Below are 17,402 nucleotides of genomic sequence, written 5' to 3'. Positions count from 1 at the left end.
AATATCTAATTATTCGCCCGGAACATTTTTAGTGTCATGTGGCTTCATTGCTGTTAAAAAAGAGAGCGACTTGGCAGATTCGATCTTTAACCTGTTCCATAGGGCTTTTGAATAACTGCCATCGCGCTGTAATGTGCGGGGAGCAGTCCATGCCCTTGCTTTATCTCCTTTAACCTGTTTCACCCGGCCGTATTTCATCAGGTCGAAAGCCATTTTACCATCATCCCCTCTAAAACGGGTCATGATGTGACCAATTTCGAGTCCGTATGCTTTTACATAGCCCATGCTAATGCCATAGGCATTAAGGTAAGGACGTTTCAGGTGACGGAGTTCCGAGATTACATCTTTCATTCTTTCGAGCATATAAAGTTTCCAGCGGGGATATCCTTTTTCAGGGATGAACGAGTAGCGACCGTATACACAGGAAACATTATCCTGTGAGAGTGATTCGAGCATATCATCCACCCAGCAGGCGGGGTAAACGCAGTCGGCATCGGCCAGGAGGATGTATTTCCCTCTGGATTGTTCAAGCCCCATTTGCCGTGCAGGCCCCCAGCCTTGAATGGGCTGAAAGTAGTTGCGGATGTTAAGCTTATCTAACGTGGTTTGCGTACCATCGGTAGAATTGTTGTTGATGACAATAATTTCGATGCTATACCTGGATTTTAGATCAGCCAGGCTGGCGACATTCTTTAGTATATTGATTTCCTCGTTCCATGCGCCGATGACGATGCTCACATCGGGCTCGCCTTTGGTCAGCGTATCAAGCTTTGCATTAATATCGTTGAATATCTGATCGGGTACCTCTGCTACTTTAGTGTAGTCAAATTTGTATTGCTGAACCCAGGATGGTATGCTGAACATGGTTGTCATGATTTTTAGCTTTTAATGAGATAATTTTTTATCGGGTTTAAATCCGTTGAAGACAAATCTTTTAATTTCCAGGAAACTATTGGTATAGCTTTCCACAATTGAAAAGCGCTTATAGCCTCTGCTAATGTGGTAATAGGAAATGATGGTTCCCACAAGAATCGGAATAAATGTACCTGCTACCAATCCATATATGTTTCCAAAGAAATAAATCCCTCCGAAATCGGTGGCTACATTGATGATCACCATAATGATGACCTTATATAAATTGATCTGAGGCTTGTGAATGGCATCAAGAGTTACACTCATGAATCTGTCGGCCGGGTAAAGCAGTGCAATTGTTGCACTGATCCTGAATATATTCACCGCTATGGATCCGGCTTCGGTACCATTGTACTTGCCACCACCAATAATGGCTAAAGCGTAGCCTGCGAAGATGTAGGTGCCAATTAGGAAAGGAATGAGACCAATGGTGATGATACCAATGTATTTACCCATTGTTGAAATAAGTTTTTCCTTATTGCCCTGATTGAAGGCGCTTGACAGTGCAGGCATGGCTGTTGCTACAAAGCTGCGCAGGGGTATTTCGACTACCTCCATTAGCCTACGGCCCAGGTTGTATACGGCAAGGGCCGAAGGACCCAGCATGAAGTTAATCACGAAGGTATCGGTAACGCCGAAAAGGCTGGAACTTATTGAAGTGCCTACCGTGTATTTACCAAAATTGAAAATTTCCTTTGTACTTTCTTTTGTGCGATGCGAGAAGAACCGGATGCCCGACCAGCCCAGCAGCATGCAGAAAATGCTTGTGATGGCGCTGGCTGCAATATTAATGTACATTAAGTTGACGAGGTTATTTTGCCTGGTAAAAATGAGAAAGCCTACGCACAAAATGAGAAAGCTTACCTGGAATACGCGGATATACAACAAGCGGCCGAACTTTAAATCGCCCTGTGCAATGCACATCGTCACGATCATCGGTAATGATGCCATTAGATTAAAGGCATAGAATTTTGCAAAAAAGACCAGGCTTTCGTCCTTGATCAGATAAACAATAAACAGAAGCGGAATGCTGAGCAATAAAAGGATAACGGTGGTGGCCGTAGCAATGTACCAGGTTGAACCAATTACTTCGCGGCCCCGCTCGGGTGAGGCACCGGCATAAAACTTAACAAATGCGGTAGATAAGAAACCCTGGCGAAAGGTATCAAGAAAGGAAAGCATAGACTGAAAAAAGAACCAGATGCCTATTTCTTTAATGGACAAAGAACGATAAAGAATAGCGGTTAACAGAAAGGTTAATACCGACATGCCTCCCGTACCCATCAATGACAGAAAATGTATGTTCTTAAGCTTGGATAAAATCTTCATCTAACGGGGATTATTCGTTCTTTTACGTTTAGGTTGGGGGAATGTGAATAGATTACTGTGCCGGCTGCTTGACTTTACTGAAACTCTCGAGAAAGATCCGTTCTATCCACCTGTCCATTGTGAATTCCTTCTTTCGTGGCAGGGGTGAGTTATCTTCAATGAAATTTTTATCCAGACTGATATTTTCAATGTCTATAATAGCAATCTGCCTGGGATCAAATATGCTATCCTGGGCTACCCATTTGTTGGTGGTAATAACCTTTTTACCGGCACCCAGTGCATCTAGTACCCGCATGGCCATGCCAGACTGTTTTGCGTTGCTTACATCAATAATTGTTTTCGCATTTGCCAGGTTGGCTATGTAATCTTCCCGGGACATCTTGGTAAGTTTGATCAGTTTCCAGTCGATTTTAACGCCCTTTAGTCTTTCGATGATATAATATCTGATCGGCATATAAAAATGCGATTTCAGAGAATAGTTGTTGGCCTTTGCATAAGCAATGAACTTTTGAAGTCCTGCATATCTTTCAGGAAGATAAGAGCCGAAATAAAACAGATCATACTTTTGTACATTACTTTCGTTTTGCTGCCCAAGCGCCTTAATTTCGTCGGTATAAAACGTTGGAGAATAGGCTAGTTGAGGGTAATCACTTACATCTTTATAATCGAAAGATAACGTCACATCAAATTCGGGCAATATGTTGTAATGTGTGCTCGTATTAATGAATGGACTGTTTGCATTTGAATCCCACTGATAATTGATCAGTTTGAGAGATGGGTTTAATTCTTTTAACTTTTTTACAAACCACACGGGCATCTTAAAACCACGTATGACAAGGAAATAATCATATTCCTTTTCCATGATTTGACGGAGAACCCGTTTATAGTGCAGTTCCTGATAGGCCTCCAGATTAGAAGGACTCAGGCGATTGATAATGCCATACAGGATACTGGTATCTCTTTCGGGAAAATAATCTACCCGGGCACCATAGCTTGATTCGAGCTTATCGATAAGCTGTTGATGATAGTAGTAAAATTTTACCCCGATATACAGGATGTTCTTATTACGTAATTCTGGTCGGGCTGTCACTTCTGTATGATTTAGCATTGCACTTTGAGATAAAATGATCAGGATGTAAGCTCTGCCTGCGCAATGTGATGCGTGTTGTACTTTGAGAAATCTTTATGTTCGGTTTTCTGCAGGGCGTCTTCAGGTAATTGTTTAAAGTACTTGTAGGTAATTCGTAGGCCTTCTGCACGACCAACCAGGGGTTCCCAGTTTAACAAATCGCGGGCTTTGGTGATATCAGGGCGACGTTGTTTAGGGTCATCCTGAGGGAGTTCCTTGTAGATGATTTTCTGCGTAGTGCCGGTCAATTTTATGATCTCCTCACAGAACTGCTTAATGGTGATTTCATCAGGATTGCCGATATTTACCGGCTGGCTGTAATCGCTTTGTAGAAGTCTGTAGATGCCCTCGATCAGATCGTCGACATAGCAGAAGGAGCGTGTCTGGCTGCCATCACCGAAAACGGTTAAATCTTCGCCGCGTAGCGCCTGACCGATAAACGCAGGCAGTACACGACCATCGTTTAGTCTCATTCTTGGTCCGTAGGTATTGAAGATCCTCACGATGCGGGTTTCTACGCCGTGGAAGGTATGATATGCCATGGTGATGGCTTCCTGAAAACGTTTGGCTTCATCGTAAACACCTCTCGGACCAACCGGATTTACATTGCCCCAGTATTCTTCGGGCTGAGGGTTTACGTTGGGATCGCCATATACTTCAGAAGTAGAAGCAATCAGCATGCGCGCATTTTTTGCTCTGGCCAGGCCAAGTAGGTTGTGTGTACCCAGAGACCCCACTTTGAGCGTTTGTATCGGGATTTTAAGGTAATCTATCGGACTTGCAGGCGATGCGAAATGCAGAATATAATCCAGCTTTCCGGGAATGTGTACAAATTTGGAAACATCGTGGTGGTGAAACTCAAAGTTCGGCAAAGCAAACAGGTGTTCGATGTTTTCAATATTTCCGGTAATGAGGTTATCCATGCCTATAACATGGTAACCTTCTTTTATGAAGCGGTCGCAAAGGTGTGAGCCTAAGAAACCTGCTGCACCGGTAATCAGGATGCGTTTTGCTGATGTATTTCCGGATTGGTTGTGCTGTACTGGTATGTTATTGTTGATCATTATTCGTGGCCTCCGACGTAAATTGTTTCTTCAGTATCAGACTGGTTAACCAGTTGACGACCAATACTGTTATAATAATAGCCTAAGCCATTCATTTTCTCCAGGTCGAATAGGTTCCGTCCATCAAAAATGACTTTTTCTTTCATCAGGGTTTCGATCATTTCAAAATCTGGATTGCGGAAAAGTGACCATTCTGTAGCGATAAGTAAAGCATCAGCTGCATGTAGCGCTTCGTACTGGTCTTTGGCATAGCCTATTTTATCGCCGAAAAGTTGTTTTACGTTTTCAGACCCTTCAGGATCGAAAACGGTTACGGTAGCACCTTTTTTAAGTAGTGATTTGATGATATAAAGTGCCGGAGCTTCTCTGATATCGTCGGTTTCAGGTTTAAATGACAATCCCCAGATGGCGAAATGCTTTCCATTGAGATCAAAATCATAGTATTGAAGGACTTTATTTACCAGAACAAGCTTTTGTTTTTCGTTTACCTGCATCACGGATTTCAGGATTTCGAAATTGTACTGATGTTCATCTGCGGCTTTTACCAGTGCCTGAACATCTTTTGGGAAGCAAGATCCACCGTAACCAATACCCGGGAAGAGAAAACGTTTTCCGATTCTTTCATCGGAGCCTATGCCTTTCCTGACTGCATCAACATCTGCACCTGCGAGTTCGCATAGGTTTGCAATTTCGTTCATGAAGGTAATTTTTGTAGCCAGGAAAGCGTTGGCGGCATATTTGGTTAGTTCTGATGATTTTTCGTCCATAAAGATGATTGGATTTCCCTGACGTACGTAAGGGGCATATAACTCTGTCATGAGTTTTTTTGCTCTTTCACTACCAGTACCGAGTACAACACGATCGGGTTTCATGAAATCTTCTACCGCAACTCCCTCTCTTAAAAATTCAGGATTGGAAACCACATCTACCTCAATGGTGGTATGTTGTTCAAATATTGCTTTTACTTTAGCAGCTGTACCCACTGGAACAGTTGACTTATTTACAATCACTTTGTAATCGGTAATCAGCGAGGCAACATCTTTGGCCGCGCCAAGTATGTAAGATAAATCTGCTGCACCGTCGCCACCTGGAGGGGTTGGTAAAGCCATGAAAATAATTTGCGCATCCTTAATTGCTGAAGCAAGGTTGGTGGTGAACGTTAATCTGTTCTGGCTGATGTTGCGGTTAAAAAGCAATTCAAGCCCTGGCTCATAAATTGGCAGAAGGCCATTTTGCATTTTTTCTACTTTGGCGACGTTGATGTCGACACAAATCACGTCGTTTCCGGTTTCTGCCAGGCATGTGCCTGTTACCAGGCCAACGTAGCCTGTACCAATTACTGCTATTTTCATGAATTTCGAGGGTTTTGGTTTCTATGTTTTATTGATACGAAGGTAAAGCTGGGAGCTATGCATCACAATAGCCCTTTAATACCAAATGCCATGACATTCTTAAGGCTATATCCAGTTGCTAGTCAGGTATCTTATTGTTTAAATCTGGTAATTCCAGAATATGGTTTTGGCTATATGGCTGTTTGCCAGGGTAAAAATGTAATCAGCCCCGAGTGCGAAGGTTTGTAACTGGAAGTCGCTGCCTGCGTTTCTATACAGTGGTGAAAGGCAGTTAAGTGCTGGCAGGTCATCAATCAAACCTTCACCCGTTGCTTTCAATATGGCTTCTTTGCGGGTCCAGAGCGCATAAAACATTGCTGTTTTATCGTTTGCAGAATTGATCAAGTATTGTTCATCCTGATCGAAACAATTGGGAATGAGCTCCACATAATCAAAACGTGGGCTGATGTACTCCACATCAATTCCTACGGCACATTTGCTGAGGGTGATCAGGATACGATTGGCGCTGTGACTGATGTTGAATGCTATCCCTTTTGTAACGGGTTTTTTATTTTTTATTTCGCCGAAATATACTGACGAAGGTTGCTGCCCGGTTGTGGTTGATATGAGTTTTCGTAGCACAAATCTGGTTGACAGGTAACGTTGCGCATCGTCATAATTCAAAAACCTTGATGCTTTTTCTATTTCGGTAGCGGGCAACACTGCATTCAACTGACCAGCGATGGTTTCGAAGCATTCGGTAACGTTAATTTGGAACACATGATTCAGGTTTTGCTCAAGTACCGATGAACGGAGGTAATCATGCCAGGGCGTACTGGAGATGACGAACTTTTCCTTAGTGTGCATGGGTGTGCTGATTAAGTTGGTTTTGTAGAATCCTGGCAAAAGCGCTCCTGTGCATTTCGGAAATAAATGTTTTATGATCTCCGGGAATTTCGCATACCTCAACACCAAGGGAGGCAAAACGGTCCCAACCCAGATGCACCAGATCATCCAGAAAATACAACCTTTCCGAAACCCTGAAGAGGGTTACTTTTAATGCCGCAGGCGTGAGCAAATATTTTTCAAGTGCCAGATCATAAACCGTATAGATTTCTTTTTCCCGCTGGCTGAGCATTCCAAACTCGAGATCCATTTCGTTCTCTTTTTTAAGCAGGCGTTGTTTGGTGATGTTCAGCTGATATTTAATGGTTTTTACCGGGGTTTTCTGGAATGACCTGGTGATGAAGGGTATTTTTTTGAATTGCCGCTTCATGAAATATGACAGATTTTTATGGTCACCAGGGCGTGATGCATTTCCACCTGTATCTGTATCCACTACACCCAGCATATTCATATTTCTTCCGGCGGCTTTTAATTGTTTTGCCATTTCGAATGCGATGAATCCACCCATAGAATAACCAACGATATTGTATGGCCCCTGTGGGTTGTGAAGGAGGAGTTCTTCTATATACCGCGCAGCGATTTCTTCGATACTATCGGGGATGGCTTCAAACTGGTCAAGCCCGATGGCCTGAACGCCAAACACAGGCTGATCGATATCAAGGGATTGCATGACACCTTTGAATAAAAGTACATTTAGTCCGCTTCCGTGTATAAGGTAAACAGGTGGTTTGTTTCCTTCCGTACGAATGGGAATAATGGTTTGCGAACGGTGTTCACCCCAGTCAGGTTTCAAATGCAACGCCAGCTGCTCAATAGTAGAATGACTAAGCAGTGCGGTTAATGGCAGGCGGACGCCCGTAACTTTCTCCAGCTTCACCATCATTCTTACGGCCATCAGCGAATTTCCTCCCAGTTCGAAGAAGTCGTCGTTAAGGCTGATATTTTGAGTGCCCAGACATTCAGACCATATATCAGTTAACATTTGTTCGTTGGTATTAAGGCGCTTAGATTCATCTTTTGAAATTGATACTTTATTTACCTCCGGTGCTGGCAGGCGACTCCTGTCGACTTTACCGCTTTGGGTTAAAGGCATTGCAGTCATGGCCACAACGTATTTTGGAATCATATAAGCTGGTAAAGTTTTCGCCAGCTCGTTCAACAACATTTGAGTGTAATCTTTGGTTAATGGCAATTGACTCCGGATATTCAAGGACTGGCCAATCACGGCGGGATTGCTGACTGCTGTTTCTTTTGGGATGATGTATGCTACCAGACAGCTGTCATCCCCATAATCGTTTCTTTGCACTACCACAGCCTGATTAATGTCGGTTTGACTGAGCAATAACGATTCAATTTCGCCCGGTTCGATGCGATGTCCGCGGATTTTTAGTTGATGGTCGATACGGCCAAAACATTGTACTTCGCCATTGGGAAGTATTTTCCCGAGGTCGCCGGTTTTATATAAAATGGTATTGGAATTTTTGCCCGCAAGTGTAAATCTCTGGCTAGTGAGGGCATTGTTATTGAGGTAACCGAGACCGACACCTTCACCACCAATGCATATTTCTCCGGTTTGTCCGATTTGTACCGGGTACCCCGCGGTACTGGTAATATACACCTGGGTATTGTGTATGGGTTTTCCTATTGTAATCACTTCGTCCTCTCTGAGGATTTCTTTTCCTATAGAATAGATGGTTGTTTCTGTTGGTCCATACATGTTCCACAACCGTGCACCTGTAGCCATGATTCTTCTGGCCAGGAGCAAGTCAAGTTGTTCGCCGCCGACAATGATCCGCAGTTGATTGCGCTGAAGTCCTGAATCCAATATCATCGAGAGTGTCGAAGGTGTTCCCTGGATAATGGTGATGCTTTCGCGGACAATAAGTTCATTGATCAGGCGACCATCTTTAGCAGCTTCGGTGTTCGCAATGGTTACACTTGCACCAGAAACAAGCGGAAGAAACAGTTCAAGCACTGCAATATCGAAAGAGATGGTTGTAATGGCCAGCAGCTTGTCTTCAGGCTTCATGCCGGGAATCTGCATGGTTCCTGACAAGAGGTTAGAGAGGTTGTTGTGACTGATTTTTACGCCTTTAGGGCGACCAGTTGAGCCCGAGGTGTACAGCAGGTATGCGGTATCGGTTAAGCTGATTGCTGGTTGCTGCCATCGCGGAGCTTTCAGATCAAGGAATTGAAATAATTGATTGAGGTTAACGCGATTGACCGAGGTACCGATATTGTCGGCCGCATCGGTTATCATTAGCTTGACATCTGCATCAGCCAGCATATATTTTATGCGATCGGCCGGTAATGTTGGATCGATCGGAAGATAAGCTGCCCCGGTTTTAATGATGCCAATAATGGCTGTAAGCATCTGAACGGAGCGGTGCATGGCAACCGCAACTATCTGTCCTTTTTTAACCCCCGTACCAGAAAGGTAGTTCGCCAGCGCGTTGGTCTGCTTGTCGAGAGACAGGTAAGAGATCTGATTTATTTCATCGGCTACAGCAATCTTATCGGGGAAGGTAGAAACACTTTCGCTAAGGAGGTCAATACATGTTTTGGTAATGGCAGTTATTTCACCGGCAAGGATGGCCTTTGTATGCTCAGTGCTGATGGCCTCGATGATGCGGATAGATGGATTTTCAATGAATCCGTTGATCAGTAGCGTAAAATCATCCATCATTTTGTTGATGCTTTCGGATGTAAACAGTTGACTGTTATAGTTCCATTCGAGCGTGAGGCCTTCGGCGGTATCGGTGGCATTAACGAAGAGCTCGAAAGTTTCACTTTGGCGTACGTTCGAAACGACCTGGTGCTTTAACTCAAAGAAATCTACATCACTATCCATACCCATGTCGATATTGAAAACAATGGGTATTAAAGGAATGCGCGACTGATTTCTTTTAGTTTTTAAACTGCCGAGCAATTGACTAAAACTGTACTGCTGGTGTTCGTAAACATCCATCAGCTGTTCGCGTTTTGCTTTGAGATAATCGGTTAAGGAGACATCCGGGTCGATACGGCTTTTGATCGGTAAAATATTAACGCAATGACCTACCAGGTTATAAAATTCAGTTACGGCTTGTTCTGCAGAGGGTAGTCCGATGACCATTTCTGTCTGCTGCGTTTTTTTGTGGATGAGAATTTCGAACAGGGAGAGCATAGTAGTTACCAGACTGCAACCTATTTTCGCACCACATTTTCTCAGGGTTTCAATTACATCCTGATGGAGCAGCTGGTCGATGCGTTGTGATTGATAAGTCCGTAATGCGCCACGCGGAAAATCGGCAGGCAGGTTTACTTCAGGGATATGGTGTTGAAACTGTTTCAGCCAGAATTGCTCTGTTTCCTGAAAGGTTTGGCTACGCAGATATTCTTCCTGTACAAGGGCGAATTGACTCACCTGGAATGCTTCGGGTAGCAGGGGATAATTGCCCCTGCAAAGTGCACTGTACACCTTACTTAACTCTTCGAGGATAATGCCCATTGACCAGCCATCGCAAATAATATGATGGAAGATTAAGGTGACTATATGATTATCGGCAGAAGTTTGATGTATAAAAGCCCTGAATAGGGGGGCTTCCTGCAAATTGAAAGGCATAGACATCTGTCGCATTATAAAATCAGCTGTCCTGGCTTTAGCGGTTTCCTGATCGAGGTGCAGCAAATTCTCTTCCGTAATTGCATAGGGAAGATCTTCATAAATGATCAGCTTCTCCCCATCGCCACTGATGACACTGCGCAAGGCTTCATGCCGTTTAATGAGTTGCGCAAATGCTTGTTTGAAGTAGCCCGCGTTAAAATTGCCAGTCAAGATTACCGATAGCGATTCGTTGTAGGCCAGGTTAGCCGGTTGTTGTCCAAAAAGGCAGGAGAGGTAAATTTCCTGCTGTGCTTTATTAATTGACACGATTTTGCTGATGGCGAGCTGATCATCAAAAGGGTTGAAATCAATGGCAATAAAATCGCTTTTAGCGTAAAGAGTTTCCATTTATGAGCGTTTAAGTTTAAATCTGAATCTGTAAGTAACCATTTTGCACCTGCGGATTTTCGATAAACCAGGCCGGATTACCCGACTGATCTTTGCCGAGACGCGCACCTGGAACCGGAGGAACCATACCGTCGATGACTACAGCACTGCTTTGATATGTTTGATTCAGGTGTTGCTGCTGATTAGGGAAGAAGCCCGCCCTGATCATTTCCTCTGCCGATGCCGTGAAAGCCGTTATAATTTTATTAATATCCTGATAAGTGGTGGCTTCAGTTAAGAAGCATGGAAAACCATCCAGGATGTGAATTCCTTTTTCTCTCATAATGACAAACAGAAGCTCACTAAAGGGAATGGTTTGATCGAAAGTTAGTTTCCAGAGCGAGCCATAATTGACTACTGTTATTGGAAGCTGCCGCGCTGAAATTTCCCTCTTGAGGGCTTTGGCAATGAAGTTGCCTTTGTCGTTTAGTTTTTCCTGTAAGCCGGGGCCCTGCGTTTTCATGTACAGCAGCGATGCTTTTGCTGCAGCTAATGCAAGGGGGTGGCGCACGAAAGTCCCGGCAAAATATGTGATACCAATTTCGGGAATTGAATCGTCGCCATAGTTCCACATGCCGCCATCAAGCGCGTCCATATATTTTTTGTCGCCGGCAATTATGCCGATCGGAATGCCTGCGCCTACCACTTTACCATAGGCTGCAAGGTCTGCTTTGATGCCAAGCTGCGCCTGAGCACCACCAGGATGCATTCTGAATCCGGTAATCACCTCATCAAAAATCAGGGCAATGCCCTGGTTGCGGGTAACTTTTCTCAATTCCTGTAAAAACGAAATCGGCACAAAATCTGGTCTGCGGCTCTGTATAGGTTCAACAAGTATCCCCGCAATATCATTGGCCCTTTCTTTGATGATCCTGAGGCTTTCATCCGTCCCATAATCGAGCACCAGAATGTTTTCTACAGCTTCAGACATGATGCCAGCTGCTGCGGGAAAGGATTTAAGTTTCTTCGTACCTCTCACCAATACTTCATCAAATATACCGTGGTATGAGCCTGTGAAGGCTACAATGATTGGGCGGGAAGTGACAGTTCTGGCCAACCGGATACAGCCTAATACGGCTTCAGATCCCGTGCTGCATAGTCCGGTTCTGTCGAAGCCGGTAAATTCGCATACCAGACGGCTGACTTCAGCAGCCAGCTCATGCTGTGGGCCTACTTCAAAGCCTTTTTCAATCTGATCATGAAGGGCTTCTTTGATGCACTCAGGCTGATAGCCCAGCATATTTGATCCAAATCCATTCAGCGCATCGATATATTCATTGCCATCCAGGTCCCATAATCTGCTGCCAGACGATTGTTTAACCACAATCGGGTAAACTAACTCTTTCACTGCTGGTTTGAAGCCGTTGACCACACGAGGGTCGGCCATGTATGGACGGCTTTCGGCGGTATAAGCTTTACTTTTAGCTGTTTTTAAGTTGTAGCGTTGAATCAGGCTGGTGAGGAATTTCTGTTGTTTTAAATCTACTGATGTATGATTTAGATCAATCTTTGGCGTTGCACCAAAAGGTTTACGCAGGTTGGTCTCTTCTTCGCTGCTTAGCACAGTTGCAGCTGTGTGCAAAGGCACTGCGGGCGTTTCCTTTAGGGGAATTGATGGCTGCGGTAGTAATGACACATCAGCCTGATTCAGGAGTTGAATTTGTTTAGCGATAATTTCTAGCTGTGCAGACAAGAGGGAAAGTACATTTCCATTTTGACCTTGGGCGGTTTGTATAGATGCTACTGGCGGAGCTGAAGGCATTGCAGCCAATTCCTGAACAATTTCTTCAGGAATGCGTTGCGCAATGTATTCCGTTAGCGTATTTATAGATGAACATTCATCGTTTAGTTGCCTGAAACTGATCGGTATGGCAAACTCCCGTTTAAGGGAAGTGGCCAGTTGGGTAAGCAAAAGTGAGTCGAAGCCAATTTCCAGGAAGTTTTTGTTTAAGTCGACCTGATCGAAGCCAATGCCTGAAGAATTTTCGAGTACGGTTTTAACTCTGGAAATGAGTGTGTTTTTTCTTGTCTGAAGGGTATCCATGTTATGATACGCGTTTTGAGCGGTATGTTCTGTCACTTTATTCGTTGATGCTGGTTCCAGCCAGTATTTTTTCTTGTTAAAAGTATAAGCAGGCAGTTCAATTAACTTTCGCTGCTGGCTGCTGTAGTATTGATGCCAGTTAATGTCAAATCCATTGCTCCATAATTTTCCCAGCGCTGTGGTGACCTGTCTGGTGCCGGACTCTTTAGCTTTAATACCTGATATCACAGTATAAGGCCTGGATTGGCTCATCGCTATCTGTCTGGCAAAAACGCTCAACGTTTCCCCGGGACCGATTTCCAGAAACAAAGGATTGCAGGATGATATAATGGCTTCAACGGCGGTTGAAAACTTTACTGTTTTGCGTAGGTGCGAAGCCCAGTAGCCGGAATCGGTTGCTTCAGATTCGGTGAGCATTTTACCCGTTACCGTAGACATCACCGGTATTTTGGGTTTGGAAAGACTGATGGTGTCTACCAGACTGCGAAAATCGGCGATAACCGGATCCATCATTGAAGAATGAAAGGCGTGGCTCGCCGAAAGACGTTTGCCGGGAATGCCTAATTTATCGATTTTATTCTTAAAGTCTTCCAGCTCTGCTGATGGTCCAGCCACAACAAAAAGGTTCCGGGTGTTTTCTGCAGCGATGGAAAGTTGATCTGTTAATAGTGTAGATAAATCAGTGTCTTTTAGCCTGACTGAAAGCATTCCCCCACTGGGAATTGTGCTCATCATTTTACCCCGAAGGGCTACTAATTTTAAACCATCGCTTAGGGAGAAAACTCCTGAAAGGTGTGCTGCAACATATTCGCCTACACTGTGTCCGCATAATAAACCGGGCTGAAGTCCCCAACTCATCCACAGGCGGGCGAGGGCATACCCGGTCGCAAAAATGGCTGGCTGGGCATTTTCAGTTTGATTGATGGTATCGGAGAGGCTATTTTCATCAAAAATGATGTCTCTGATGTTTGCTTCCATAAATTCTTTCAAGATTTCAGCACATTCATCAATGGCTTCTCTGTATACCGGTTCCTGCTTATAGAGGTCGTGCCCCATGTTATTGTATTGTGCGCCCTGTCCGGGAAAGAGGAACACGAGATCTGCGCCTGCTGCTGATGATACTGCCGGTGGGTGAGTTTCTGTGTAGGGCCTGCTGAGTTGTTCCGAAAGCCGGTTTTCGGTACTGACTACCTGAAAACCGCGGTAAGGAAAACTCCCTCTCGACGTGTTCAGGGCGTAGGCAAGATCTTCCGCCAATAAGCCTGGCTGGCCTGCAGTAAAGTGTTGCAATGCTGCATGATAGGCGGTTAAGCTTTCTGAGGCTTTTGCGGACCAGGCGATCATTTCGTATTCGCGACTTGAGGTTGTGGGTATTTCGGTATTCTGGTAGCCTTCAAGAATGATGTGGACATTTGTACCGCCCACACCAAAAGAGCTGACGCCAGCAAGCTTTATTTCATGTTTCCAGTCCTGAAGTTTGGTGTTTACGAAGAACGGGCTGTTTTTAAAGTCTATATTTTGGTTAGGTGTTTGGAACCCGATAGAAGGCAATAATTTTTTATGGTGCAGGGAGAGGCAGGTTTTAATGAAGCTGGCTACACCGGCAGCTTCGGTGAGGTGGCCGAAGTTGCTTTTTACCGACCCGATTGCACAATATTGTTTATCATCATGATTGCCGAATGCCTGTACCAGCCCTTCGAACTCTATCGGATCGCCGATTGGTGTTCCTGTTCCATGCGTTTCGATATAACTGATGTTACGGGTTTCTACATCTGCGTCGGCAATGGCCGTGAGAATTGCATCGGCCTGTCCGTCAGTACTCGGGGCAGTGAAGCTGGCCTTCTGATTTCCGTCGTTACTAACGCCAACGCCTTTGATTATGGCATAGATCTGATCTCCGTCGGCTTCAGCATCCTCCAGCCGTTTTAATAATACAACGCCGGCTCCATCACTGAACACCGTTCCGGTTGAGTCATTATCAAAAGGGCGGCAATGGCCGTCTTTGCTCAGAATGCTGCCGTCCTGATACAGGTGGCCACTGTTGATGGAAGCATTGATGCTTGCCCCGCCGGCTATGGCTACGTCGCATTGCATGGCCCGAAGGCTATTTACCGCTTCTAAAATTGCCAGGAGCGAGGTGGAGCAGGCTGAGTTTACATTAATTGCAGGGCCTTTAAGATTAAGGTGATAGGCTGTTCGCGATGCGATATAATCTTTATCGTTTACAGTAGTAACCTGCAGTTTACCCATCACTTCGATTTTCTCAGGGTGGGCTAAAACGTTGTTTTCATAGTAAAAATTAGGTCCGCAACCAGCGAATACACCGGTTTTATATTGATCGGTTTTTTGCAAATGACCAGTTTTCTCCAGTAGCTCGAATGCAATCTCGAGGAATATCCTTTGCTGAGGATCCATGAGTTCAGCAAGCTTTTTATTGATGCCAAAGAAATCGGGATCGAACATCATGGTATTGTTAATGATTCCCCGGGCCTTTACATAAAGCTCGTCGTTTTTGATATTGTCGGGTATGTTTACATCCAGCTCATCACCGGTAAAGAATGTGGTGGTTTCTTTTCCCTTGCAAAGCAGGTCCCATAACTCGCCGACAGTATCTGCACCAGGAAAGCGACCTGCCAGGCCAACCACCGCTATATTTCTTCCGGCTTGTGCCTGATGGCGTTTTGTATTGCTGTTTTTTTCGGCAGATTTATCCAGGTATTTCGCTATTCCCGCTATTGTAGGATATTGATACAGTTTTGCAATAGGCAGCACAATATTTTGTTCCTGCATGGCCAGCATCAGTTTTTGCGACAGGAGTGAATTTCCTCCGAGATCAAAAAAGTTGTCGTTTAGTCCCACTCGTTTTACATCGAGCATCTGTTTCCAGATGGCGGCTATTTTAGTTTCGAGTTTTGTTTTAGGTTGTGCATAAGGGGTTTGCAGTAAGTCGGCGTAGTCGGGGACTTCCAATGCATTCCTATCGATTTTTCCGTTTACTGTTAATGGCATCTGATTAAGCTGAACCCATATTTTTGGGATCATGAATTCGGGAAGGTCTGCAGATAGAGCATCTTCAGCAGCTTCTTTAGAAAATGAATTCGCAGCCACAACAAAGGCTACTAATTGCTTGTCGCCTTGGTCGTTACTTTTGACCACCACAACAGACTGGCTGATGTTGGGGAGTGTGTTCAATGCGGTTTCGATTTCGCCCAGTTCCACCCGGTATCCCCTTATCTTAACCTGGCTATCTATCCGCCCTAAGAATTCTATGTTTCCATCTGCAAGAAGCCGGCCGAGATCACCGGTTTTATACAATCGTTGCGGGCCGGATATATCTATCATGGCAAAGCGTTCGTCTGTAAGTTCAGGATTGTTGAGGTAGCCCTTAGCGAGATGTTTTCCGCTCAAATAAATTTCGCCAGCAACGCCATTTGCTACTTGTCTTTTTGTTTCGTCGAGAATATATACCCCTGTTCCGTTTACTGGTTTTCCAATGGGTAAACCTGAAGACAACGACAACTGGTGTGGACTACATTTGAAGAGGGTTGCGGTTACTGTTGCTTCAGTGGGCCCGTAGGCGTTGTAAAATGCCCCCTTTGCCTGCCATTTGAGGAAAAGACTCTTTGGGCAGGTGTCTCCACCTACAACGATCCGTTTGAGGTTGTTGAAGTGATCGGGATTCAGGTTGTCGAGAAACCCAGGAGTGACATCGAGATGGTTTACTTTTTTATCCTGAACATATTGTGTGAACCGTTTAACGTCTATTAAATATTCTTCAGGTATTAATATTAAAGATGCACCTGTAGTTAAGGCCAGAAAGATTTGTTCAACTGATGCATCGAAGGCAAAGCTGGAAAAAAGCAGTATCCGGTCATCATTCCCAATTCCATAGTATTCACTTTGGCTGTTGATGAAGTGACCGACGGCCTGATTACCGATCATTACACCTTTTGGTTTGCCGGTGGAACCAGAGGTATATATGATGTAACAGATATCACAGTGTGCTCCCTGGATTTGAATTTTTTCACAGGATTGTGTTGAAAGTTGCGGATCGTCGGCTTTGATAGTGGTACCAGCAAAATTCAGTTCGTTTGCTCCTTCGGTAATTAAAAAATCAGCCTGCAGATCATTCAATATATAATTGATTCTCTGCGAAGGGGAAGAAGGATCGATAGGGATGTAAGTTGCCCCGCATTTCATTGTGGCCAAAATGGCTATGATCATTTCAAATGACCGGTTTAGAAGTATTGGGATATGGTTATTTGGTTTTACTCCTGTGTTAACCAATAAGTTTGCAAGTTGATTTGATTGGTTGTCGAGTTCCTGATAGGTTAACGATTCATTATTAAGTTCGAGAGCAATGCTATGTGGGCTTACACTACAGTGCTCGAAAAAACGGGATATGAGGGTATTATTAAGCATACAAAACCGGGGTTAACTGGATCGTTAATTTTGCGCGTAAATGATTAAGTAACTGTAAAGCAGTACTGTAGCTTTAAGCCGGTTATCTTTTTTGCGTGTACTAAAATACCGGTTATATGCGGTGCTGAAAATAGTGCGAAAGGGCTATCGGCAGGGGGCATGCCTCCGGCATGTTAATTTAGCCACGGGAAGGCGGAGCCAGGGAATGGGTTTATTAGGCGCTGCCGACGGT

At 44.4% G+C, this 17,402-nt stretch carries 8 protein-coding genes; all 8 read right to left on the bottom strand.

Translation table 11 applies throughout. From position 1 onward, the window contains the following. Nucleotides 1-9: 9 nt before the first annotated feature. The 8 genes from AC570I_RS18275 to AC570I_RS18240 all read right to left on the bottom strand — a co-directional run bounded on the left by AC570I_RS18275 (nucleotide 10) and on the right by AC570I_RS18240 (nucleotide 17,170). Complete coding sequence (locus AC570I_RS18275; RefSeq protein ID WP_497406611.1) at nucleotides 10-864, bottom strand: glycosyltransferase family 2 protein; 855 nt, start codon at nucleotides 862-864, stop codon at nucleotides 10-12. A 21-nt stretch (nucleotides 865-885) separates the two neighbouring features. Continuing rightward, a complete protein-coding gene (locus tag AC570I_RS18270; protein WP_497406610.1) occupies nucleotides 886-2,241 on the bottom strand; it encodes a lipopolysaccharide biosynthesis protein in 1,356 nt (451 codons plus the stop codon). Nucleotides 2,242-2,293: 52 nt separating this feature from the next. Beyond that, nucleotides 2,294-3,349: a WaaS/CpsH family glycosyltransferase gene (locus AC570I_RS18265; protein ID WP_497406609.1), complete on the bottom strand. Its 1,056-nt coding sequence runs from the start codon at nucleotides 3,347-3,349 to the stop codon at nucleotides 2,294-2,296. A gap of 20 nt (nucleotides 3,350-3,369) precedes the next feature. Continuing rightward, entirely contained in the window at nucleotides 3,370-4,434 is a 1,065-nt protein-coding gene (locus tag AC570I_RS18260; protein WP_497406608.1) for a UDP-glucuronic acid decarboxylase family protein, read from the bottom strand. After that, nucleotides 4,434-5,786: a UDP-glucose dehydrogenase family protein gene (locus AC570I_RS18255; protein WP_047797916.1), complete on the bottom strand. Its 1,353-nt coding sequence runs from the start codon at nucleotides 5,784-5,786 to the stop codon at nucleotides 4,434-4,436. Before AC570I_RS18255 ends, AC570I_RS18260 begins: the two co-directional genes overlap by 1 nt. Nucleotides 5,787-5,924: 138 nt before the next feature. Next, the gene (locus AC570I_RS18250; protein ID WP_497406607.1) at nucleotides 5,925-6,632 is read right to left on the bottom strand and encodes a 4'-phosphopantetheinyl transferase family protein; all 708 of its coding nucleotides are present in this window, start codon (nucleotides 6,630-6,632) and stop codon (nucleotides 5,925-5,927) included. Further along, nucleotides 6,622-10,665 (bottom strand): non-ribosomal peptide synthetase, encoded by a 4,044-nt coding sequence (locus tag AC570I_RS18245; protein WP_497406606.1) that lies wholly within the window; start codon nucleotides 10,663-10,665, stop codon nucleotides 6,622-6,624. Before AC570I_RS18245 ends, AC570I_RS18250 begins: the two co-directional genes overlap by 11 nt. A 16-nt stretch (nucleotides 10,666-10,681) precedes the next feature. Next, nucleotides 10,682-17,170, bottom strand: coding sequence for an amino acid adenylation domain-containing protein (locus AC570I_RS18240; RefSeq protein ID WP_497406605.1), 6,489 nt, complete (start codon nucleotides 17,168-17,170; stop codon nucleotides 10,682-10,684). Nucleotides 17,171-17,402 lie beyond the last annotated feature (232 nt).

Source organism: Pedobacter sp. A2324 (assembly GCF_059693705.1).
This window is presented reverse-complemented; position numbering and strand designations above follow the sequence as displayed.

Excerpts from the sequence above, each read along its gene's own strand:
- AC570I_RS18245 (WP_497406606.1), bottom strand. The coding sequence starts at position 10,665 with ATGGAAACTCTTTACGCTAAAAGCGATTTTATTGCCATTGATTTCAAC.
- AC570I_RS18260 (WP_497406608.1), bottom strand. The coding sequence starts at position 4,434 with ATGATCAACAATAACATACCAGTACAGCACAACCAATCCGGAAATACA.
- AC570I_RS18250 (WP_497406607.1), bottom strand. The coding sequence starts at position 6,632 with ATGCACACTAAGGAAAAGTTCGTCATCTCCAGTACGCCCTGGCATGAT.
- AC570I_RS18255 (WP_047797916.1), bottom strand. The coding sequence starts at position 5,786 with ATGAAAATAGCAGTAATTGGTACAGGCTACGTTGGCCTGGTAACAGGC.
- AC570I_RS18275 (WP_497406611.1), bottom strand. The coding sequence starts at position 864 with ATGTTCAGCATACCATCCTGGGTTCAGCAATACAAATTTGACTACACT.
- AC570I_RS18265 (WP_497406609.1), bottom strand. The coding sequence starts at position 3,349 with ATGCTAAATCATACAGAAGTGACAGCCCGACCAGAATTACGTAATAAG.
- AC570I_RS18270 (WP_497406610.1), bottom strand. The coding sequence starts at position 2,241 with ATGAAGATTTTATCCAAGCTTAAGAACATACATTTTCTGTCATTGATG.
- AC570I_RS18240 (WP_497406605.1), bottom strand. The coding sequence starts at position 17,170 with ATGCTTAATAATACCCTCATATCCCGTTTTTTCGAGCACTGTAGTGTA.